We start from the raw sequence: 20,751 nt of genomic DNA, 5'->3' as shown, positions 1-20,751 counted from the left end.
CAGGTTTTGATCCTGGCATTCCCAGGTTCAAATCCTGGTATCCCAGCCAACTTCTTCTACCAAAGAATGTTGTTAAAGAATAACTCTAGCTACGAGTATAAACAGCAAAAACGTATATAATTATATAGACTATGCGGGAGTGGCGGAATTGGTAGACGCGCTGGATTTAGGTTCCAGTATCTTAGGATGTGAGAGTTCAAGTCTCTCCTTCCGCACCATGTTCTTACCTAGAACTAAAACTAATAAAATTTAAAGTTGGGATATCGCCAAGCGGTAAGGCACCAGGTTTTGATCCTGGCATTCCCAGGTTCAAATCCTGGTATCCCAGCCAAATTTATCAATTCCTTTCTCTATCTTTTATCTTTTATCTTTTATCTTTTATCAAAAAATTATATGAGTGAGCTTTCGCCCACCCTAGCCATTCTATTAATACCAATTACATTAAATTAGTTAGCTATTTAATTCGCTATGATAATCATATTTTTAATAAAATGAGAATTCTTAACTGATTTCACCGCTAATCGCATATTTTAATACCCAATGCTTTACCGGTCCGGTTTTATTTGCCATTTTCAAAAACTGACTGCGTGCCCACTGCAATGGAGTTAGTTGATTAGAAAAACCAAAATAACAAGCGTCCATCATACTCATCATTAACAAATTTGCTTTGCGTCTAGTTTGCTCATATTGTTTAAGATATTGTGCAGCACCTATATCGTCTGCATTTTTTAATATATCAGCAAGCGCTACGACATCTTGAAAACCTAAGTTAACCCCTTGCCCAGCGAGCGGATTAATCGTATGCGCTGCATCACCAACCAGCACGATACGGCCATCTGAATAGCTGTTGGCATGTTGGCGGGCTAACGGAAAAACAGCATGCTCTATGATATCAAAATCCCCAGCTAAGGGCGGGAAATGTGCAAGCAGTTGCTGTTTTAATTCGCTTGCTGAGAGTTGCTGCCATTGCTTTAACTGCTTTGCATCGTGGTAACAAATTAAATTGGCGTATGGCGCCTGCATAGGTAAAAAAGCTACTGGACCTGTGGGCTTAAACTGCTGCCATGTTTTTACTTGTTGCGCAGCGTCTAGTTTTATTAATACTCCCATACAATGCTGACCATATTGCCAACCCGTAACACCAATACCTGCCTGTTGACGTAATAACGATTGCCCACCATCTGCAGCAACAACTAAATCAGCTGTATATTGCTGCTCACCATAATGCAATGTCACTTGCTGTTCGCTTTGCTCAATTGCGGACAATGATTGAGGTGTTTCAATCACTTCGATATTGTGCTGTGCAAACTGTTGCCAGATACTCGCTTGAATTAAATTATTTTCAATTAAGTGGCCTAAATGAGTGGTATTAATATCGTGACAATCAAACAAAAGGTTATCGCCCGTTCGTTCAAACGCTTCGAGCTGTTGATATGGGGCATGTCGATGCACTCGTAAAATAGGCATAGCGCCTAAGTCATCTAATAAGTTTTCTGAAAAACGATTGATAGCAGATACACGAATATCAACTTTTTCACTTGCCAATACAGCATCAGCATCAATTATCTGCTGCTCAATCACTGTTACTTGGCATCCTTGTTTAGCGAGTTTAACTGCTGTGGCTGCACCAACCATGCCGCCGCCAACAACAACAACCTTGTTTTTCATCATTTTTAGTCACTAATTTGGTTATTTTCAGTGCGCTTGATTGTATCGTACTTCTGTTTACAAGTGCGAGTGAGTTTCATCTTAATCAACCATAAAACGCACTTTGTTTGACTTCAATTCACAAACATAAAAACTATACTTGGATCTAGACGGGTATCCAGCTAAAATACGCGTCCTTTAAGTAAGCGAAAGTGCCGCTTATCCTGTTTAGCGCACAACCGTGCCACTACCGAATTGAAAACGAGGCTATATTTCAATGAGTAAAAAGCTGCATATTAAAACCTGGGGTTGTCAGATGAATGAATACGACTCTCAGAAAATGGCTGATCTTCTCGATGCAACCAACGGCTACCAGTTAACTGATGAAGCTGGGGATGCAGATGTTATCCTACTCAATACCTGTTCAATTCGCGAAAAAGCGCAGGAAAAAGTATTCCATCAACTAGGCCGTTGGAAATTACTCAAAGATGACAAACCCGATCTGATCATCGGTGTTGGTGGCTGTGTTGCGTCACAAGAGGGCGATTCAATTCGCCAACGCGCACCATTTGTTGACGTTATTTTTGGCCCTCAAACATTGCACCGTTTACCTGAAATGATCAAACAAGTGCAAGGTAACAAAGGCAGCTCTGTGGTTGATATTTCATTCCCAGAGATTGAAAAGTTTGACCGTTTACCAGAGCCAAAAGCAGACGGTCCTTCTGCATTTGTATCTATTATGGAAGGGTGCTCTAAATACTGTACCTTCTGCGTAGTACCTTACACGCGCGGTGAAGAAGTCAGCCGCCCGCTTGATGATGTATTATTAGAAATTGCTCAACTTGCAGAGCAAAATGTTCGTGAAGTAAACCTACTAGGTCAAAACGTAAATGCTTATCGCGGCGAAACTCACGATGGTGAAATTTGTTACTTCTCAGATTTAATTCGTTATGTTGCAGCTATCGACGGGATTGACCGTATTCGCTACACCACGTCGCACCCGGTAGAGTTTACACCAGACATCATTGACGCTTATGCCGACGTACCTGAATTAGTCGATCACTTACATTTACCTGTACAAAGCGGTTCGGATCGTATTCTTAATTTAATGAAACGTGGTCACACTGCTATTGAGTACAAATCAACGATTCGTAAATTACGTAAAATTCGCCCTAATTTAAGTATGTCGTCAGATTTTATTATTGGTTTCCCAGGTGAAAGCGCCGCTGACTTTGAAGCGACGATGAACCTTATCAATGATATTGGTTTTGATATGAGCTTTAGCTTTATCTACAGCGCACGCCCGGGTACGCCAGCGGCTGATTTGCCTGATGATGTCAGCGAGCAAGAAAAGAAAGAGCGTTTATACCTACTACAAAACCGTATTACTCAAATGGCGCAACAGATCAGTCGTCAAATGTTTGATACTGAACAACGCATCCTAGTTGAAGGTCCATCCAAGAAAAATCCGATGGAGCTACGTGGCCGTACTGAAAACAACCGCGTAGTAAACTTTATTGGCCCACACACAGTGATCGGTCAGTTTGTTGATGTACGTATAACTGAGGCACTGCCAAACTCTTTACGCGGTGACTTAATTCGTACAGAATCCCAAATGAACTTACGCCGTGCGGTTGCTCCTGCTGATATTTTAAGTAAAGCAGCACAACCAGAGCCGCAAGCCACCCCTGATGAATTAGGTGTTGCAACTTTCGTTCCTTAGGCGAAACTTACTGTGCCAGCCTCGCTGGCACATCAAAACAGGAAGCAATTTTGAGTAATCAATTAAAAAAATTAGAGATTTATTTAGAACCCTCCGACAACAAACGTCTTTCATCTTTATGTGGCCCGTTTGACGAAAACATCAAACACATTGAACGCCGCTTAGGTGTTGAAATTACTCATCGCGATAACTATTTTAAAATCACCGGTAAAACCACCAGCGCGTTTGCAGCGATGGAAATCCTCAAAGACTTATATGTCGAAACTCAGCCAGTACGCGGTGTTATTACTGAAATTGAAGCAAATACCGTACATTTAGCCATTAGTGAGTCAAATGCATTAGAGCAAGATGAGCTAAACGAATATGGCAAAGAGGTGATGATCAAAACTCGTCGTGGCGTAATAAAACCACGTAACGACAATCAAGGTCATTATGTATCGAATATATTTCGTCACGATATCACCTTTGGTATAGGGCCTGCTGGCACAGGTAAAACCTACCTAGCTGTCGCCGCAGCAGTTGATGCTTTAGAGCGTCAAGAAATACGGCGTATTTTATTGACCCGCCCTGCTGTTGAAGCCGGTGAAAAACTGGGTTTTTTACCAGGTGATTTAAGTCAGAAAATCGACCCATACCTGCGCCCATTGTACGATGCCTTATTTGAAATGCTCGGCTTTGAAAAAGTCGAAAAGCTGATGGAACAAAATGTCATTGAAGTCGCTCCACTTGCCTTTATGCGTGGTCGCACACTTAACGATGCCTTTATTATTTTAGATGAAAGCCAAAATACCACGGTTGAACAAATGAAAATGTTCTTAACCCGAATTGGTTTTAATTCAAAAGCAGTGATCACTGGCGACATTACCCAAGTAGATTTACCCCGTGGTGCGCGCTCAGGGCTTCGTCACGCCATTGAAGTACTTAGCGATGTAGACGAAATAAGCTTTAACTTCTTCCAATCACAGGACGTGGTACGCCACCCTGTCGTGGCACGTATTGTTGAAGCCTACGAACGTAACGATGAAGCAGAACGACTCAAACGCGCCGAAAAACAACGTGCTAAAGACTTGCTCGCAAACCAAGAGCAAGCGCAACCTTCGACTAAAGAGTGATGCCGTGAACACTGAACTTGATTTACAAATAGCCTGCGAGTTTGATAACTTGCCTAGTCTTGAGCAGTTTGCGCTGTGGGCTAATAAAGTGCTTAGTCAATACCGTGATGAATCAGAGCTGAGTATTGTTATTGCTGATGAAGAGCAAAGCCAACAACTCAATAATGACTACCGTGGTAAAGATAAACCAACCAATGTGTTGTCGTTTGAATTTGAAGCGCCAGCAGGTATAGAGCTACCTTTGGTGGGTGATTTAGTTATTTGCCCAGCCATAGTGTTAGCTGAATCAATAGAGCAAGAAAAGTCATTTCATGACCATTTTGCCCATATGGTGATCCACGGATGCTTGCATTTACTTGGATTTGACCATATAAAGGATGAAGATGCGACAGAAATGGAAAGCATTGAAAAGCAATTGCTTGCCGAATTAGGCATAGCAGACCCATATCGGGACGATATTTAAATTTACGGAGCAAGTAGACGCAATGAGCGACGATAACTCGCAGACTAGCCAGGGTTCTTCTGGCAAGACCTGGTTGGGTAGAATTACCCAAATGTTGCAAGGGGAACCCCAGAATAGAGAAGAGCTGGCTGAAGTAATTGCCGATGCGCAAGTTCGGGATGTCATTGATCCTGAAACCAAAGAGATGATCGAAGGTGTGCTCGGTGTGTCAGAGTTAAAAGTGCGAGATATTATGATCCCGCGCTCACAAATGATCACGCTCGAAGTGGAAGCGCCACTAGAAGAACTCATTCCAATGATGGTCGATTCAACGCATTCACGTTTTCCAGTGGTGTGTGAAGATAAAGACCACATTGAAGGCATTTTACTAGCAAAAGATCTATTACCACTGATCCTCAATAAAGATGATCTACTGCCATCATTACGTGATTATTTACGCCCAGCCGTTGTTGTGCCTGAAAGTAAGCGTGTTGATACGCTACTTAATGAGTTTCGCCAACAGCGTTACCATATGGCGTTAGTAATTGATGAATACGGCGGTGTATCTGGTTTAGTAACCATAGAAGATATTCTTGAGCTCATCGTCGGTGAAATTGAAGATGAACACGACGAAGAAGAGCAACTAGATATTCGTCAACTTGCAAAGCATGTGTTTGTTGTTCAAGCACTTACTCCTGTTGATGATTTTAACGAATATTTTAAAACTGGCTACAGCACGCAAGACGCTGATACCATCGGTGGTACTGTTTTACACGCCTTTGGGCATATGCCTGGCCGTGGTGAAATAATTGATATAGATGGCTTACAATTTAAAGTAACCAATGCCGATAATCGTCGATTATTGCAATTACAGGTTACAGTGCCAAAGGCTGATGATAACGACAGTGAAGACACTTCTGACTAACTGCCTGCATTTAGCAAAAGATAAAAAAGCATGGCTCGCACTGGTTGCGGGCCTCTTTTTAACCTTGTGTTATGCCCCTTTTGAGATTTGGCCCCTCACGTTCGCCTGTTTAGCATTAGCGATATACAGTACCCACACACATAATTCTGGGCAGCAATATGGCAAACTAGCCAGTAAACGCGCCGCCAAATATGGTTTTATATTTGGCCTCGGTTGGTTTGGCGCAGGTATCAGTTGGGTGCATGTCTCCATTGCCACCTTCGGCGGTATGCCACTGGTAGCCTCAGTGTTACTGATGGTGCTGTTATGTGCTTATTTAGCTATCTACCCGGCTTTAGCCTTTATGTTTGCCACACGCTTTGCCAGCGGCCCTAGTAGCTACGGTTTATTATTACTCTCAGGCTTTGCTGTCACCGAATACTTACGCGGTGTGGTACTCACCGGCTTCCCTTGGCTAAGCTTTGGTTATACTCAAACCGATAGCCCACTTAACTTTTTAGCGCCGCTGATCGGTGAATTTGGCTTAACGTTAGTGTGCATAGCCATCGCATTTGCACTCTATAGGCTTATTATTGCAAAAGACTTTAAACTAACGATAGCAACCGCAGCTATCATCGCTGTTATCAGCGGTATGGGTGTTGTTAGCCGCAGCAATCAATACAGCGAAACAACCATTAGTGCTTTATTAGTGCAAGGTAATATCAAACAAAGCCTGCGTTTTGAGCCTAGTGAGTTTTGGACCACTATGAGTAAATATCAAGACATGACTCGCCCCCACTGGGATGCAGACTTGATCGTCTGGCCCGAGGCAGCTATTCCTGAAATTGAAGCCCTTGCCGACAGCTTTTTGGCCGGCCTCGATAGCGCAGCGTCATTTAACAACACCGCACTTATCACCGGTATTGTTGATTACCAACTCGACACCAAAACTATTTTTAACACCCTTATTGTACTTGGCAATAAAGAGCACAGCGACGAGCACGGTCATTATCAATACTTAGGTAAAAATCGTTATCAAAAACATCAATTACTACCCATTGGTGAGTTTGTGCCATTCGAAGGTATATTGCGCCCAATCGCGCCATTATTTGACCTACCCATGTCATCGTTCACTCGCGGCGACCAAGTTCAAAATAACTTACGTGCTAATGGCTTAAATATATTACCGGCCATTTGCTACGAAATCGCTTTTGCTGATTTAGTGCGTGGTAATTACCACAATGATTCGGATATTTTATTTACTGTAAGTAATGATGCCTGGTTTGGTGCCTCCCACGGTCCCCACCAGCACATGCAAATAGCCCGTATGCGTGCCCTTGAATTACAACGCCCGCTTATTCGTGTGACCAACAATGGCATCAGCGGCGTATACGACCCAATCACTCAAATTCAAGTCCGCATGCCACAATTTAAAGCCGACACCCTTAAAGTTAATATCAAGCTAATCCAAGGCGACAGCATCTATAGTCAATACGGTAACTTGCCTGTGTGGTTATTTATTTTTAGCATTACAATCGCAGCATTAATCGTAAAATTTAAATATAAAGATAATCACCGTTAAATATATTCACTAAAAAGTAATCACACAATTGATATATTTCATCTACATCAATTGTCGTAAACATAATAACAAGGAAGTTGTATGTTGTTAATTAACACCCAATGCAAACAATCAATTACACAGCACATGGTCAGAATCAGGCATTTTATTCTGTTCGTATTGATGCTTATTATCCCCTCCTTGGGTTTAGCCGCTCAATATGAAGTCAGTTCAAAGAATGAGTTACAAGCTCAATATCAGTTATTACTAGAGTTAAAAGCTGAAAATGCTGTTTCAGAGAATGTGTATACTGAAAAATCTACTTTTTTACATCAACAAGCGCAAACGAACTTTCATTTTGACTTAGACAGTGGAACATACACCTCCGACATACCGATTGGTAATGCCCATCAAATTAGCAAACAACCTTCACCAATATCTGACACCGAGCAGCGTATTGATAGTTTCACCACCGCGCTATATGCTATTTCAGCTTTGTTATTATTGGCCTTAATTGGCAAAGTGATGTCACATTTCCCACCATTACTCAACGAACTTTTGATTTACGGCGCGTCTATTTTTTCACTCATTTTTTTACATTACGAATATTGGTTACTGGTTGCAGGATTCTCTTTAGGCAGCATTATTAGCTATTCAGTGCTAAGTCGTATTAGTGACGATAAAGAAGAAGCTAAATGGGTAGGATGGCCCTTAGCAATTACATTTGCTGCGCTAACCTTAATATTTGATAACAGCATATTTGGGTTTTGCAGTGTATTAGCTTTGTTATCAACTTTTGGTTTTATGATATTAGTTGCTCCAGGTAGAGTAACCGTCGGCAGCCAAGATGAACGCGTTGCACAATCTGTTTATTTAACGGCGCTTAGTTTTACGTTAACTCTATTAGCTTGGTTAGTATTTTATACCGATTGGTTCGCACCTTTACTCGAATTAAGACAGCCTCTGCAATCTTTTGAACTTGGTATGCTCACCTTACTGCCACTTGCTTATTTTTCAGGGATCTCCCAACTTAGCTTTTTCTTATTGAAAGAAAAACCTTGGCTACGTTTTAGCGCTGAGCTTATCGGTTTAATTAGTGAAATAGCGGTAGTCACAATTGCGCTGTTATATAAACTTGATACCATGTTTTGGATAGCCGCATTATTTTTGATGTGGAACTTCTTGGACAAGTTTTATCGTCTGATTTATAAACATGTTAGCTATGTTTCAGCGTGTACACTATTCGCGCTGTTTTTTGCCGGTATTAGCGCACTAATAAAATCAAATATCGATGTTATTATGCCTTATTTAGAGTTTTTAGGACTGTGAACCTCCCTAAATGCCCTATTTTTCATAAATAGGGCATTTTCTGTATATTAATCCTTTCTATAAAACTTGCTTAGAGTCTAACTATCTATTTAACAATCGCTTTAACTGTCTCTTCAGTTATTAGCTGATTTATACTGCCTTTAATAACCACAGTTGCTGATATTTTATCTTGAATGGCTTGGCGGTTCGGATCCCAATAAACTTGTAAAAAACCTAGTAAACCAGTTGCAAACCCTGCGCCGTAGCCGCCGTATCGGCCAAACGCATCCCATAAACTTAAATCTTCGCCACTAAGTGCGACAACTCGGATATTGCATAGTTTTTTACCCGGTGTTTGGCCACGCCACAAAAGCGAAAATAATGTGAAGTACACCGCGGCCCAACCAAAGCCAAGACCTAAATCTTGAATGATTCCTTTGCCCCACTGTAAAATACTATTCACAGGTGCAGCTTTAACCGGTGCGTCTTCAGGTTCAGCCGTCTGCTCATCAGCTTCAACCATTACTTTCAATAACAACCGGGCAACCTGAGCATTATCAAACTCATCTATTTCAGCCAGTTGTGGCACTTGAGCAACTAAATTGGCAAGTGCATTGCTTTGACAAGTCTGATTGCAATTTTGACTTGGTGCTGTTTGCGTTAAATAAGTATTTATCTGTTGTTTTTCCTCTGCATTTAATGGTGTTTCGCGTTTAATTCTTATCCCTTGAATCGCAGTATCATCCTCAAAAAAATCGATTGCGATTGAAAGCACTGAGAGTGAACTTATAAATAATATACTAGTAGCTGTTATTTTTAATACTCTTCGCCAAACAGTCGACATTGTTGGTAAGTATTTTTGCGCTGTGCCTTTATAAAAAGCCATTGCAGCTACAAATGCGATTACAGCAGCACTGATCTTAGCCGCGAGAAAAATTAGCGCTACATCGATTACCATCGCGAGCGCGCGGCGAGTCGGTGAAGCAAGTGGTAGTCCCAATAACGCTTGATCTATTTTAAATGCATAGGGCGTAATAACTTCCTTAGTTTCAGCAGCTGTTAATGCTAATTGTTCTATTTGTTTCGCTTTCATTTACGCCTTTATCCTTAAAATTAAATAAGCATCTTTATTTAGATTGTTATTGAGAGCAGCTTATAGCTCAAACCATCAAGGCTAGATTATCTATAAATGGTTTATTTTCTTCATCTATCACACGAATTATTTCTTTGTGTAAACGTTTTTTGTGCTCAGCAAAAATGGCGCGCTTTTTATCAAATGCAGCGGCAAACGCCATTGCGTCCGCTAATAGGCTATCTTGGTCTGTTGAGGCTTTTTCTATAACGTGATCAATTGCAAGCTCTGATCCAGAAACGCGACGCCCTGTCAGTTTCATTTCGTTAAAGCGATAGTAAGGGATCGCTTTTTTCACAAAGGCGATCATGCCAGGTAAAAATGGGATTGATAAATCCACTTCAGGGAAGCAAAAAAAGCCGCGATCGCCGCGCATAAATCTAAAGTCACACGCGCACGCTAAAATTGCACCGTTACCAAAAGCATGACCATTAATGGCAGCGATCACTGGCATAGGAAAAAGCAGTAAGGTTTTAAATACATCGTCCATGTCGTACATAAAACCACGTATTTCATCGGCCTTTTTTGCTTGCATAGCAGGTAACAACCAATCAGTATCAATGCCTAAACTCCAACACTTATCATCATTTGAGGTGATGACTAGCGCTTTGTGGTTTTGGTTTTCAACAACCTCTGCTAACGCTTGTTTTAGTTGATGTGCAAAATGTGGATTTTGGCGGTTTTCGCCGTTTGTTAAGGTTAACACCGCAACGTTATGTTGAGTGGTTAAGGAGATGATACTCATAAAGTCCCTCTTCAATTTTATAGTTTTTTAAAAAGATTATTGCTCGTTTAAACGCAGACCGATGTTTAGTTTATCTGTTTAATTACAAACCATTGAGCCTGTAATAAACCAGTTTAAATTCATCACCTTTCATTTCATTTACATTGTGTCACATATTAGCAATTTATATATTTCAGTCTTATTGCATATTAGATACTATCTATATACTAATAATAATTAAAATACTTATGAAAAAGTTAACAATTGTATTGCTCTTACTTCTATTGTTATCAGGCTGCGCGAATTCGGCTAAAAATGATCTCGCAATATTAAAGAATCACACGGTATGTTGTATTAACTTAAACGATATTACATTCGTAGCGCAACAAACAAAGCAGTTTATTCATTTTGATTTGAAAAAGCAGCCTGTAAGACTTTTTGGCGATGCGAAAAGTCCATTTATTGCAATTGAAAAACCTAGCGATAGTCGTTTTGCCCAAGTTTTTAGCTACGCTAATGGCGTATTTATTCAAAATGCAACGCTTGTCTATCCTCAGTTATTGCTTTTGGATAAGTCAAAACAGATTATTCAACACCTCAAACCCTATGAAGCATGGCAAAATGGTTTACCAACAATCTTAGGTTTGGACGGTAAGCTGTACTACAAAACACAGTTTACTCTGCCAAGCGAGGCAAAATACCTAATTTTTTATACTGATAGCGGTTTGAATAATAAAAAAACTACGATCAACTGGCGTTCGCAAGTTGGAGGTAGCGAATATAGATACCTGACCCTCACCTCGTTCGCTAAAATCGGAATCAAATTACTTTAACTTAACACTCATTTTCAGGAATTATTATGAGATATATTTATACTATTTTTATCCTTATAACATTAAGTGGGTGTAACTCTTCACCCAATTACATGAATACTGCACAACTAAAATCAAACCATCAGATACTTGGGCTTGGTGGTTTTTATGTTGAAGAAGAGCTCAGTTATTTTGAACAACAGTTGGCAGATCATTATAAAACACCTATAAAAAAAGCACTTGAAGATCGCGGATTTCAAGTAGTCGATGCCAGCGAGGTTTATGATCTTTATTATCAGTTATTAGACAATGCTGATAATTTGTACGACCCTCTTACAGGTCAGGAAAATGAAAACCTACGTAATGAAATCTGGAAAAAAGCGCTTGCTAAAACAAAAGCTAAATTAGGTATAAGTGCGTTTGTATTTGCGGGCGTAGATACTGTTAGAGCAGAATTTACTAACAGTATTCTATTAGGACATGTGGCAAAATGGTATGGTCAGGAAGAGTCTTACCTTGAAGGCGGCGCTGATGGTGGAGATATATTTGTATCGTTATTTCAGAACGAAGAAGGTTATGTTCCTGGGAGCCGACTATATATCCGTATTAGAGATGAACACGATACACTGTTAACAACAGGTTCTGGGGGTATTGAATTAGTTGCACAATTTAACAGCGATGAAGAAATTATTGTTAAAGATGCTGATAAATTATTTAAAGATCCTACAAAATTAGACAACGCGTTACAATTTGCACTAAAGACAATTGACACTTGGAAAACAAAAAAATGATGAAGCTTTTTTTAATCATCATGACTTTACTAAATTTAGTCGGGTGTAAACTGATTCAATATAATAGCGATCCTGAAGTGAGGATTAGTGCAATCACATTAGTCAACGCACCTACCCATAGCGATCTTGCCTATATATGGTTGCCAACCTCCAATACCGGTAGCAAAGTATTATACCGAGAAGCATTTGACAATAACGTGGTCAACTTCTCAAAAAAATATAATTTAACTAACCTAAATCCGCAGGCACAAAGATTTTTTGATAGTTTTATTATGAAACAAGGCGGTGCTTTCAACACAAAAACAGGTAAACTTAACTTAGAACTAATACAAACAGCAATGCAATACACGTTTAATAACGTTAAAAGCGCATATCCAAATATTAATACTCTGTTAGTTATTCAGCCGCAAGAAACCTCAATAAAAGTTATTGATGGCACTGCTAATTGGAATGGTGTTGAGCAACATATCGTAACAATACCTCAAAAGTCAGTCGAATTTAGGCCGGTAATAAGCCTTGCCGTACAGTACTACATTCCTGATGGCAAAAATTATGACTTTGAAATTGGTCTAGATCTTCATGCCCCAGATTTAACCGATGACAGTAAATATGAACAAGTGATAAAACATATTTTATCCCCTATCGTCTTGTTAAAAAAAGAAATCTAATAGTTATCAGTCTAATAGTAAGCTATAACTTTAGCCACTATTAGACTTTTGATAAGTGATATTATAATCACCCCCAGTTCTCACAAATAAAATTAATACTTGAGGATACTTATGCTTAATAAAGTCGCTATTGTTGTCGGTGCAACTGGCTTAGTGGGCAGTCACTTAGTTGAAGAATTAATTGTGGCAACTCATATCAGTAAAGTTATCACCCTAACGCGTCGCCCTATTAGTTATAACAGTGACAAAGTCGTTAATCATGTAGTGGACTTTAACCATTTAGCTCAACACGCTGCGCTTTTTAAAGCGGATATATTATTTTCATGTTTAGGCACGACAAAAAAAGCAGCTGGCTCTATAGCCGCTCAGCGTAAGGTTGATTTTTATTATCAGTTAAAAGTCGCTGAACTTGCTGCAAAACACGAAGTACACCATTACTTGCTAGTATCCTCCAGTGGTGCAAATGCCAATAGTGGTAACGCATATTTACAAATGAAAGGTGAACTTGAAAATACTGTCAAAGAACTGCCATTTAAACGCATTAGTATTATTCAGCCATCGTTATTACTTGGCGAGCGTAATAACGAATTTCGTATTGGTGAAAAGCTTGGCAGTGTATTGTTACCAATTTTATGTATGCTGCCTGGTTTAAGAAAGTATCGCCCTATCACGGGCAAACAAGTTGCCATAAAAATGTGTAATATCAGTAAACAATCAGGTGATGGTGTTGAATATTTTAGATTAGATGAACTATTTAACAGTTAAAATTCAGTACGTATCTTATACGTTCCTTTTCACCATAAATGGCGACCGACAAATTTAAATACGAACTTCAGCGCAAAAAGCTATAAAAAAGCCAGCAAATGCTGGCTCAGTTTTTAATACCTATTAACCTTACTACTTACCAAACTCTGTTGGAGCTGGCGGCACAATCAAGGGTTTTTTCGGGTTTGCCTTAAGCTCTTTTAACAGCTCTTTTACGGCACGCTCAATCGACGGATCTTGCCCAGCTTGAATAAGCTCTGGACGGTCAATCACTTCGATATCTGGGCTTACGCCTTCATTTTCGATGATCCAGTTACCGTCATTGTCGAGTATTCTAAAGGTGGCAGCAATAACTGAACCACCATCCACAAGCCCTGGGTTACCAGAGATACCTATTAACCCACCCCAAGTGCGAGTGCCAATTAGTTTACCTAAACCTGCTTGGCGGAAGTAATACGGTAGTGCGTCACCACCTGAACTGGAGTAGCCGTTGATCAGCATGGCTTTTGGTCCATCATGGGCAAACTGTGGTGTTTTAGTTGGCTCAACGCCACGACGCTTCCAGTAGTTAAGCGGTTTACGTGCCAGCCAAGTGATCATATGCTCTGGGATAAAACCACCGCCATTGTAGCGATCATCTATGATCATTGCTTCTTTGCTAGTTTGCGGTAAAAAGTTTTTAAATAACGAACGATTACCTTCGTAATGTGTGTTTGGCAAATGTACATAACCAATACGACCGTCGGATAGTTTATTTACATATTCAGCACGGCTATGCGTCCATTGTAAATAACGTAAGCCGGTTTCACTTGCGATTGGTTTAACTGTTACCTTCCAACTTTTTTTCAGGCTCGGGGATTTACTAAGCAATAACTCAACCGATTTACCTTGGGTGTTTTCAAGTAATTCATAAAAGTTAACCACATCTTTTACTGAACGACCATTTACCTCAACAATATAGTCACCAACGCTTGCGTTAACGCCCGGCTCGTTGAGTGGTGAGCGGAAGTTCTCGTGCCAGTTTTCGCCTTTAAAGATATTTTCGATTTTTACAAAACCGGATTTATGCGCGCTAATTTCTACGCCTAATAAACCATGCTGTAAACGTGTTGCAGTTGGCATATCGCCAGAGTTGACATAAATATGCCCGGAGTTAATCTCGCCGGCAATTTCGCTTAGCACATAGTCAAGGTCGGCGCGATGTGCGATTGCATCAGCCATTGGTTGGTAGCGTTTTAAAATAGCATCCCAATCTTGGCCGTGGTGATTTTCATCGTAGAACCAATCACGTAATGTCCGCCAGCCTTCACGATACATTTGCGCCCACTCTATTTGCGGGTCAATTTTTAGTATCATATTTTGCAAGTCTAACTGGGTGGCTTTTAAATCTTGCTCAGCGGCTGGCTTAATTACACTGTAATTATCACCTGAGCGAGCAATGATATGCTGCGCATTCGCTGATATTTTATAGCTATTAACCCCCTTCGCTACGGTGGCAATTTCGCCATCGACGGCAATAGGTATTAATTTTAGCTCACCCGCAGAGAGTGTTAATACGCCATCTTTTACAGCAGTTAAAGCACTGTAATTTCCGGCCAGAGCATTTAGAGCGACAACGCGATCCATAAAACCATCACTTTCAATATAAGTGCTTAACGGTTTAGCTGACTTGTCATCGTCTTTATCCGCTTTCGAGTCAACAATACTTATTTCATCAGTCAGTGGCGTATTCAGCGGTTTGATTTTGCTATTGACAGCAACAGCATAAATTCGCGTGGCATTATTAAACATGTAGTCAAATTCATAACTACTAAAAGTTAAGTTAAAGTCGCGCTCTGAAGTAAAATACAATTGCTGACCATCAGGAGAAAACGCCGGATTTCGTTCACTGCTCATATCGTCGGTCAGACGTGTAACTTGTTTATCTTTTAAATTATAATGCCATAATGAGGCATAACGATTTTCGTTATTTTTAACAAATACAACATCTTCACTATTAGGTGACCAAATATACGTAGTTAAGCCGTCTTCTTCATACTTGGCGGTATCAATTTTATGCTGCTTGCCGGTTTTTATATCAAGCCACCATAAGGTGTGATTTAGATCTGCAAACAATAGCTTTTTATTGTCCGGAGACCAAACAGGGTCAAAACGCCAAATAGTGCCATTAGTTGTCAGTTGTTTAACCTTGTTGTTATTAGCTCGGTCTTGGATATAAATTTCGTACTCACCACTTTCATCACTCATATACGCAATATATCGGCCATTTGGTGACCACGAAGCGGCAATTTCACGCCCTTTAGGCGTATAGCTTAAATTGCGTGTTGGGCCATTTTTAACGGGTACTGAAAACAGCTCTCCACGGGCACTAAAAACCACGCGCTTACCATCATGGGATACATCCATCGAATCAATAAAACCAGCCACATTTTTGCTATAAGGCATGGTATATTCACGATTTCCCTGTACGTTAATAGTCAGCTTTTCTTCACGCTGCGTTGCATCGTCAAAACGGTATAAATAACCACCATTCTCATACACTATGGCATCTGGGCCTGCCGATGGCCAAAGCACATCAAAATCCGTGTGATTGGTCACTTTCACTGGTGCTTTGCCGTCTTGATGCTTATATAAGTTTAAGGTGTATGCTCTGTCTGACACATAATAAATATTGTCATGCACCCAAGTAGGCTGCTGATCAGTGGCTCTATCGGTAGTTAACTGCGTAGACTTGTTGTGCTCTAAATCATAGATCCATATATCTTGTGCGCGGCCCCCTCGCGTGCGCTTCCAGGTACGAAACTCGCGATCAATTGGTGTATATACGTATTGCTTACCATCAGGCGATAACATGCCGCCACCCGTTTCAGGTATGGCCAATGGCTGCTCTAAGCCACCATCAGCAGGGACCATGTAAGGACGTCCCACACGCTTACCATAAGGTGTACGGTTTGCTCGAAACACTATATGTTTACCATCAGGCGTCCAATCAAGGACACGATAATCATAGCCACCACGAGGCGGCATCACACCAACATCGTTATAGTAAGTCAGCTGCTTTAGATCACTGCCATCGCGATTCATTACATATATTTGGCGGCTACCATTGTACTGTGCTGAAAAAGCGATTCTTTTCCCATCTGGAGAAAACTTAGGGAACGTTTCAAAACCAATGTGATCTGTTAAGCGCGTGCTTTTACCCGTTTTGATATTTGCTATATAAATATCACCGGCATAAACAAAAGTAACCGACTCTTTATGAATATCAGGGAAACGCAATAATCGCGTATCTTGAGTATCATAAGCCGCGGCCATGGGTGAGAGTGTAGGCGCAACCGCAATCGCTATTGCGGTTAAAAAAGTACGTAATTTCAACTTAACCATCCTTATGTTGTTATTTTATATCATCATAACAACATAAAAATGGATTGCAGCTTTGTTCGGCGAATAACTGTAACAGAGTGTAAATAACCTGAACAATATTTATAATCAGTGTCTTAGTAATTCTCTTAATCAGAGGTCAGGTTAAATAATACTCATGAGTAATAGTTATAGTCCTCCGACTTTAGGTAGCTGCCTTTTATCAATCACTTTAAAAGTAGTTAAATCAACAAGCATTGAAAACACTTCAGCATTGTCTATAAACAACATAAACAAATTGCCTTGCTCATTAACAGCGCGCTCAAGAATGCGGTCGAAGCCTGTGAGAACCTCGCTATAACCACTGCCATCAATTTTACTTAACGCAAAAATGCTTTTATCTTCGTTGCTTAAAAGGCCGTCGTTATTTGTATCGTTTTTAATAACATGATAGGCAATACCCGCCGCTTTTGACTGCGAATCAAATTCAGATAAATACAATGGAGAAATATCAGTAATCAACTGATCTGTCGTATCAAAAAGCCAATTTGCATAGTTTGTTTTACCATTGATAAACATCACATTTTTTGAGCGTGTTGGCTTGTATTTCGAAGAGAACATTGCACGGACCTCCGATTCAGCTTGAATGCTTGCTTCAACCGTTAACTTTTCAGACTCTAGCTCTATATAATAAAAGTCCGTTTCTCCTACTCTTCGCGGGTAGCCCAAACGCCACTTTTCTTCTTCGTTTTTGTCATCGGCTAAATTTAATGCCGGTGGCTCAACGTCGTTATCATTAAATACTGTTGTAACAAGTTTGACTGAAATTAACGCAGTAGCAATTAAAACCCCGACTAATAAAATAATTCCATTTAAGTTCCATACCCATTTAAAAAATTTATCTGAATTCATGCTTTCCCTACTTTAAAAAAAGTGATCAATTTATCTGAACATACGTATTATTGAGCTTATCTATAACACAAAGCTTTGCGATAAAAAATGAAAACAAACCCTACAACTAGTTTGCTCTTACTATCAGGTTCCGGCGATTTAACTCTGCACTGGCAAATAGTTAATGACTCAGTAATGGGCGGTTTATCGACCAGCCAAGCTTATGAGAAGGACAATAGCTTAATTTTTACAGGCAACGTTTCTCTTGAAAATAATGGAGGCTTTGCTTCAATACGCACAACAATAAACACTAATAAAGAAAACGCCAATCTCATATCTTTACGGTTCAAAGGAGATGGTAAAACGTATCAACTTCGCTTAAGAACGAGTCAGTACCTAGACGGACCAGCGTATACAACCTCATTTGAAACGATAAAAGATCAATGGCAAGTCGTTACATTCTCACCAACTGACTTTAGTCTCACTTACCGTGGTAAAACCTTAGAGCAGCAACCAGAGTTAACGTTCAAAGATGTACAACAATTGGGCCTTATGATCGCCAAAAAGCAGCAAGGTAATTTTAAACTTGAATTAGCGCATATTAACTTTGAGCATAAATAGCGTAAATTAAGCGGCTATATTGGAAATATTAAAATTATTTTTTAAAATCATATTCTTCGTTATCTCGCTTTTTAAGCTCTGTGATAACCATTTCTATCATCTGTTTCTTTATTTCTGCGTGGTTGGACTTTAGCTCATTAAGTTGCTGAACTAATATATCAATTTGCTCTTGCTGTTGAGAATCTCGGTATTTTTTCGCACCAGTATGCTCAGGATCTATTTTTAAATTTTGCGCTTCGGTATTTTTTTCCAGCTGTATAAAGTTGCTATTGTGGCTTTCAAGCTTGAGATTTCGCTGAATTGGATCTTGTTTTAATTTATTAATTTGTTCTTGTAGCACGATAATCTTTTGAGCGAAATCTTCATACACTTTTTGTAAATTGTTATACTGTTCAGCAAAATTCACATCATCTTCGCTATACTCTTGCGCTTTAGCATCTAAAAACTCAGACAAAATATATTCAGGCTGTTCTGTTTGCGCTGCTTGTTCTTCAAGTCGTTTGTCGTATTTACTTTGAAACCCATGAGCTTCAGGAATAGTAATAACAGGTAAGATCTTCATATTTCATCCTTAAAATTATCCTGGTAATAATATCGGCACAAAATAATAAGACTTTAGCTTTCTTTTGCAAAAACATTACCCTTGGTTATTACCCAAAGGCTAGGAAGCTACTAATGGTTAAGCACCTAAGCGCCGGTATTAAACTCACTGGCAAAGGAGTTTTACCGTTAGATTCCAAGCAACAATTAAACACACTTGCTTTGCAAACTGTAAATTAGCTTTTGCTATACTATTGCTCCATGAAAACCCAGCGGTAAATGATAGGGTAATTGCATTGAAGCCAACGGCCCTTGACCTATTTTCTCCGCATCAAAAACAGCAACACCACTTTTAGCCGATCCATAATCCAACCACGTATTAATGATATAACCTTGCCCTTCTCTATTACTATTTGTTTTGGCTATAAATAAAGGCTCTTCAACATGGGCTGTATCACCAAAACTATAACTTTGACTTTGGCCTGATTGCGTGTTCAATCTTGTGATTGCATTAAACTCTTTATGTGGATTATTTTTGCTTATTCCTACGCCATACTGCAAAGCCGATGACTTAGCAGCGAAACGCTTATCAAATTGCAAAAATTCCATATATGGTTCAGCCCAGTTAATCGATACCTTGTTAGTAACAAGATTAAGCCTAAGCTGCGCTGCTTTAGCTGGTTCATGCGCAATACGATTTTGGTTATTGTCTATATTAGCCATTACATCAGTCATTACAGTTGCATCTGGATACAGACATAAGTTAACAACTAGTTCATTATTTTGTTGCCAACTATTTCCAAAATGAAAAACAAATCCAGCTTCAAGCTCCATCTGGTTAACTACTTGCAAACTATGCTTATCAACCACTAATACCCGACTGCCTAATTGTTTTTGCCATTTAAATCGTTCTATATAAGTTTCTCCCAGTTGCTGTAACATGGGTGGCAAATAAAATATTAAATACTGCTCTGTCACTGCAAAATCATGAATATAACTATGATGTGGCAGTGGTAAAAGTTTATAGCGTTTTATGCCTCCTTGCGCCGTCAGTTGATACACTACAATGCAAGGTTTACCTGTAAAAGAAATATCACCAAAGTTCCAAATCGTACCATCGCTATCAGCATGAGGATGAGCTGAAAAAGGAACCCCATTTAATTCAGACCCAAAATCAACCTGTCCTTTGGTTGCGAGTGTTTCTTGATCAAGGCGATACGGCGTACCCGCTTCCCACATAGCCCAAAGCTCACCGGCCATTGGTAACAATGCCGTATTTGCAGTATTGAATACTTGGGTATTTTTTGCCGGTTTTGCATTAGTAATTATTGAGCCTGCACCATTATATAAAAACCTTCCTGCTTTACTCTCTTCGACAAACTTCTGTGTTTGTGTAAATTTTCCTTGATGAGTGACACCGTGCTGTGAAAATTTAAATTGATTAACAAACCCATCGCCATCAAACCAATGGCTGTAACGCTGCCCTGCCCGCTCTTGCATACCCGGGCCATTGCGGAAAAATGTTATACCTTGTAACTGAACGGGTAGCTCACCTTGCCAAGGTTCAAAATGTGGATCAATATTATCCGTTACCCCTTGCCAACCTAAAAAAGAAGACTGTATAGCAGAAGAATGACTTGGCTGTGGCTTTGCATTTGCTCCAAATACCGCAGGGCATTGGCTAGCGATGATTGCGCATGTGCTTAAGTATGTTGATTTTTTTAAAAATTCACGACGTAACATAGCAATA

The 20,751-nt window shown here is 39.9% G+C and carries 18 protein-coding genes and 2 tRNA genes; 13 read left to right on the top strand and 7 right to left on the bottom strand.

Annotated elements, in window-relative coordinates; translation table 11 throughout:
• Positions 1 to 133: 133 nt before the first annotated feature.
• Positions 134 to 218 (top strand) — tRNA-Leu (locus H5162_RS06095).
• Positions 219 to 256: 38 nt separating this feature from the next.
• Positions 257 to 331: transfer RNA gene (locus H5162_RS06090), tRNA-Gln, on the top strand.
• Between the two features lie 170 nt (positions 332 to 501).
• Here the strand turns inward: H5162_RS06090 and H5162_RS06085 are convergent.
• Positions 502 to 1,671, bottom strand: coding sequence for an FAD-dependent oxidoreductase (locus tag H5162_RS06085; RefSeq protein WP_149980716.1), 1,170 nt, complete (start codon positions 1,669 to 1,671; stop codon positions 502 to 504).
• 253 nt (positions 1,672 to 1,924) lie between these two features.
• On the opposite strand from H5162_RS06085, the gene miaB reads away from it, so the two are divergent.
• The 6 genes from miaB to H5162_RS06055 all read left to right on the top strand — a co-directional run bounded on the left by miaB (position 1,925) and on the right by H5162_RS06055 (position 8,718).
• Positions 1,925 to 3,370, top strand: a complete 1,446-nt coding sequence (gene miaB / locus H5162_RS06080) for a tRNA (N6-isopentenyl adenosine(37)-C2)-methylthiotransferase MiaB (protein WP_145240625.1) — start codon at positions 1,925 to 1,927, stop codon at positions 3,368 to 3,370.
• 50 nt (positions 3,371 to 3,420) lie between these two features.
• Entirely contained in the window at positions 3,421 to 4,482 is a 1,062-nt protein-coding gene (locus H5162_RS06075; protein ID WP_145240623.1) for a PhoH family protein, read from the top strand.
• A 4-nt stretch (positions 4,483 to 4,486) separates the two neighbouring features.
• Entirely contained in the window at positions 4,487 to 4,945 is a 459-nt protein-coding gene (gene ybeY, locus H5162_RS06070; RefSeq protein WP_145240621.1) for an rRNA maturation RNase YbeY, read from the top strand.
• 22 nt (positions 4,946 to 4,967) lie between these two features.
• Positions 4,968 to 5,849 (top strand): CNNM family magnesium/cobalt transport protein CorC, encoded by an 882-nt coding sequence (gene corC, locus H5162_RS06065; RefSeq protein ID WP_149980717.1) that lies wholly within the window; start codon positions 4,968 to 4,970, stop codon positions 5,847 to 5,849.
• The gene (gene lnt, locus H5162_RS06060; protein ID WP_182777955.1) at positions 5,830 to 7,410 is read left to right on the top strand and encodes an apolipoprotein N-acyltransferase; all 1,581 of its coding nucleotides are present in this window, start codon (positions 5,830 to 5,832) and stop codon (positions 7,408 to 7,410) included. The genes corC and lnt overlap by 20 nt, the downstream gene beginning before the upstream one ends.
• An 81-nt stretch (positions 7,411 to 7,491) precedes the next feature.
• Positions 7,492 to 8,718 carry a hypothetical protein gene (locus H5162_RS06055; RefSeq protein WP_182777954.1) on the top strand — a complete coding sequence of 409 codons (1,227 nt, stop codon included), beginning with the start codon at positions 7,492 to 7,494 and terminating at the stop codon, positions 8,716 to 8,718.
• Positions 8,719 to 8,803: 85 nt separating this feature from the next.
• Here H5162_RS06055 and H5162_RS06050 read toward each other — a convergent pair whose 3' ends face one another.
• Together H5162_RS06050 and H5162_RS06045 are read right to left on the bottom strand one after the other, a co-directional pair.
• Entirely contained in the window at positions 8,804 to 9,790 is a 987-nt protein-coding gene (locus H5162_RS06050; protein WP_182732193.1) for an RDD family protein, read from the bottom strand.
• A gap of 67 nt (positions 9,791 to 9,857) precedes the next feature.
• Positions 9,858 to 10,574, bottom strand: a complete 717-nt coding sequence (locus H5162_RS06045) for an enoyl-CoA hydratase/isomerase family protein (RefSeq protein ID WP_145240598.1) — start codon at positions 10,572 to 10,574, stop codon at positions 9,858 to 9,860.
• Between the two features lie 227 nt (positions 10,575 to 10,801).
• On the opposite strand from H5162_RS06045, the gene H5162_RS06040 reads away from it, so the two are divergent.
• The 4 genes from H5162_RS06040 (at position 10,802) to H5162_RS06025 (ending at position 13,589) form a co-directional block, all read left to right on the top strand.
• Positions 10,802 to 11,386: a hypothetical protein gene (locus H5162_RS06040; protein ID WP_145240596.1), complete on the top strand. Its 585-nt coding sequence runs from the start codon at positions 10,802 to 10,804 to the stop codon at positions 11,384 to 11,386.
• Positions 11,387 to 11,412: 26 nt separating this feature from the next.
• A complete protein-coding gene (locus tag H5162_RS06035; protein WP_259397362.1) occupies positions 11,413 to 12,156 on the top strand; it encodes a hypothetical protein in 744 nt (247 codons plus the stop codon).
• Positions 12,153 to 12,824, top strand: a complete 672-nt coding sequence (locus H5162_RS06030; protein ID WP_145240594.1) for a hypothetical protein — start codon at positions 12,153 to 12,155, stop codon at positions 12,822 to 12,824. The genes H5162_RS06035 and H5162_RS06030 overlap by 4 nt, the downstream gene beginning before the upstream one ends.
• Before the next feature lie 111 nt (positions 12,825 to 12,935).
• Positions 12,936 to 13,589 carry an NAD-dependent epimerase/dehydratase family protein gene (locus H5162_RS06025; RefSeq protein ID WP_145240592.1) on the top strand — a complete coding sequence of 218 codons (654 nt, stop codon included), beginning with the start codon at positions 12,936 to 12,938 and terminating at the stop codon, positions 13,587 to 13,589.
• A 132-nt stretch (positions 13,590 to 13,721) separates the two neighbouring features.
• Here H5162_RS06025 and H5162_RS06020 read toward each other — a convergent pair whose 3' ends face one another.
• Positions 13,722 to 16,973, bottom strand: coding sequence for a S41 family peptidase (locus H5162_RS06020; RefSeq protein ID WP_182777952.1), 3,252 nt, complete (start codon positions 16,971 to 16,973; stop codon positions 13,722 to 13,724).
• Positions 16,974 to 17,138: 165 nt separating this feature from the next.
• Positions 17,139 to 17,861, bottom strand: coding sequence for a hypothetical protein (locus H5162_RS06015; protein WP_182735566.1), 723 nt, complete (start codon positions 17,859 to 17,861; stop codon positions 17,139 to 17,141).
• A gap of 87 nt (positions 17,862 to 17,948) precedes the next feature.
• On the opposite strand from H5162_RS06015, the gene H5162_RS06010 reads away from it, so the two are divergent.
• Positions 17,949 to 18,461 carry a CIA30 family protein gene (locus H5162_RS06010; protein ID WP_182735567.1) on the top strand — a complete coding sequence of 171 codons (513 nt, stop codon included), beginning with the start codon at positions 17,949 to 17,951 and terminating at the stop codon, positions 18,459 to 18,461.
• A 34-nt stretch (positions 18,462 to 18,495) separates the two neighbouring features.
• Here the strand turns inward: H5162_RS06010 and H5162_RS06005 are convergent, their stop codons facing one another.
• Both H5162_RS06005 and H5162_RS06000 read right to left on the bottom strand, forming a co-directional pair.
• Complete coding sequence (locus H5162_RS06005; RefSeq protein WP_182732186.1) at positions 18,496 to 19,023, bottom strand: hypothetical protein; 528 nt, start codon at positions 19,021 to 19,023, stop codon at positions 18,496 to 18,498.
• 224 nt (positions 19,024 to 19,247) lie between these two features.
• Positions 19,248 to 20,744 (bottom strand): carotenoid oxygenase family protein, encoded by a 1,497-nt coding sequence (locus H5162_RS06000; RefSeq protein ID WP_182732185.1) that lies wholly within the window; start codon positions 20,742 to 20,744, stop codon positions 19,248 to 19,250.
• Between the last annotated feature and the right edge of the window lie 7 nt (positions 20,745 to 20,751).

Source organism: Pseudoalteromonas sp. SR41-8 (genome assembly GCF_014163915.1).
Lineage (GTDB): Bacteria > Pseudomonadota > Gammaproteobacteria > Enterobacterales > Alteromonadaceae > Pseudoalteromonas > Pseudoalteromonas rhizosphaerae.
This window is presented reverse-complemented; position numbering and strand designations above follow the sequence as displayed.

Bases quoted from the DNA above. Each gene is read 5' to 3' on its own strand.
- H5162_RS06085 (WP_149980716.1), bottom strand. From the start codon at position 1,671: ATGATGAAAAACAAGGTTGTTGTTGTTGGCGGCGGCATGGTTGGTGCA.
- miaB (WP_145240625.1), top strand. From the start codon at position 1,925: ATGAGTAAAAAGCTGCATATTAAAACCTGGGGTTGTCAGATGAATGAA.
- corC (WP_149980717.1), top strand. From the start codon at position 4,968: ATGAGCGACGATAACTCGCAGACTAGCCAGGGTTCTTCTGGCAAGACC.
- H5162_RS06055 (WP_182777954.1), top strand. From the start codon at position 7,492: ATGTTGTTAATTAACACCCAATGCAAACAATCAATTACACAGCACATG.
- H5162_RS06050 (WP_182732193.1), bottom strand. From the start codon at position 9,790: ATGAAAGCGAAACAAATAGAACAATTAGCATTAACAGCTGCTGAAACT.
- H5162_RS06045 (WP_145240598.1), bottom strand. From the start codon at position 10,574: ATGAGTATCATCTCCTTAACCACTCAACATAACGTTGCGGTGTTAACC.
- H5162_RS06040 (WP_145240596.1), top strand. From the start codon at position 10,802: ATGAAAAAGTTAACAATTGTATTGCTCTTACTTCTATTGTTATCAGGC.
- H5162_RS06035 (WP_259397362.1), top strand. From the start codon at position 11,413: ATGAGATATATTTATACTATTTTTATCCTTATAACATTAAGTGGGTGT.
- H5162_RS06030 (WP_145240594.1), top strand. From the start codon at position 12,153: ATGATGAAGCTTTTTTTAATCATCATGACTTTACTAAATTTAGTCGGG.
- H5162_RS06025 (WP_145240592.1), top strand. From the start codon at position 12,936: ATGCTTAATAAAGTCGCTATTGTTGTCGGTGCAACTGGCTTAGTGGGC.
- H5162_RS06020 (WP_182777952.1), bottom strand. From the start codon at position 16,973: ATGGTTAAGTTGAAATTACGTACTTTTTTAACCGCAATAGCGATTGCG.
- H5162_RS06015 (WP_182735566.1), bottom strand. From the start codon at position 17,861: ATGAATTCAGATAAATTTTTTAAATGGGTATGGAACTTAAATGGAATT.
- H5162_RS06010 (WP_182735567.1), top strand. From the start codon at position 17,949: ATGAAAACAAACCCTACAACTAGTTTGCTCTTACTATCAGGTTCCGGC.
- H5162_RS06005 (WP_182732186.1), bottom strand. From the start codon at position 19,023: ATGAAGATCTTACCTGTTATTACTATTCCTGAAGCTCATGGGTTTCAA.
- H5162_RS06000 (WP_182732185.1), bottom strand. From the start codon at position 20,744: ATGTTACGTCGTGAATTTTTAAAAAAATCAACATACTTAAGCACATGC.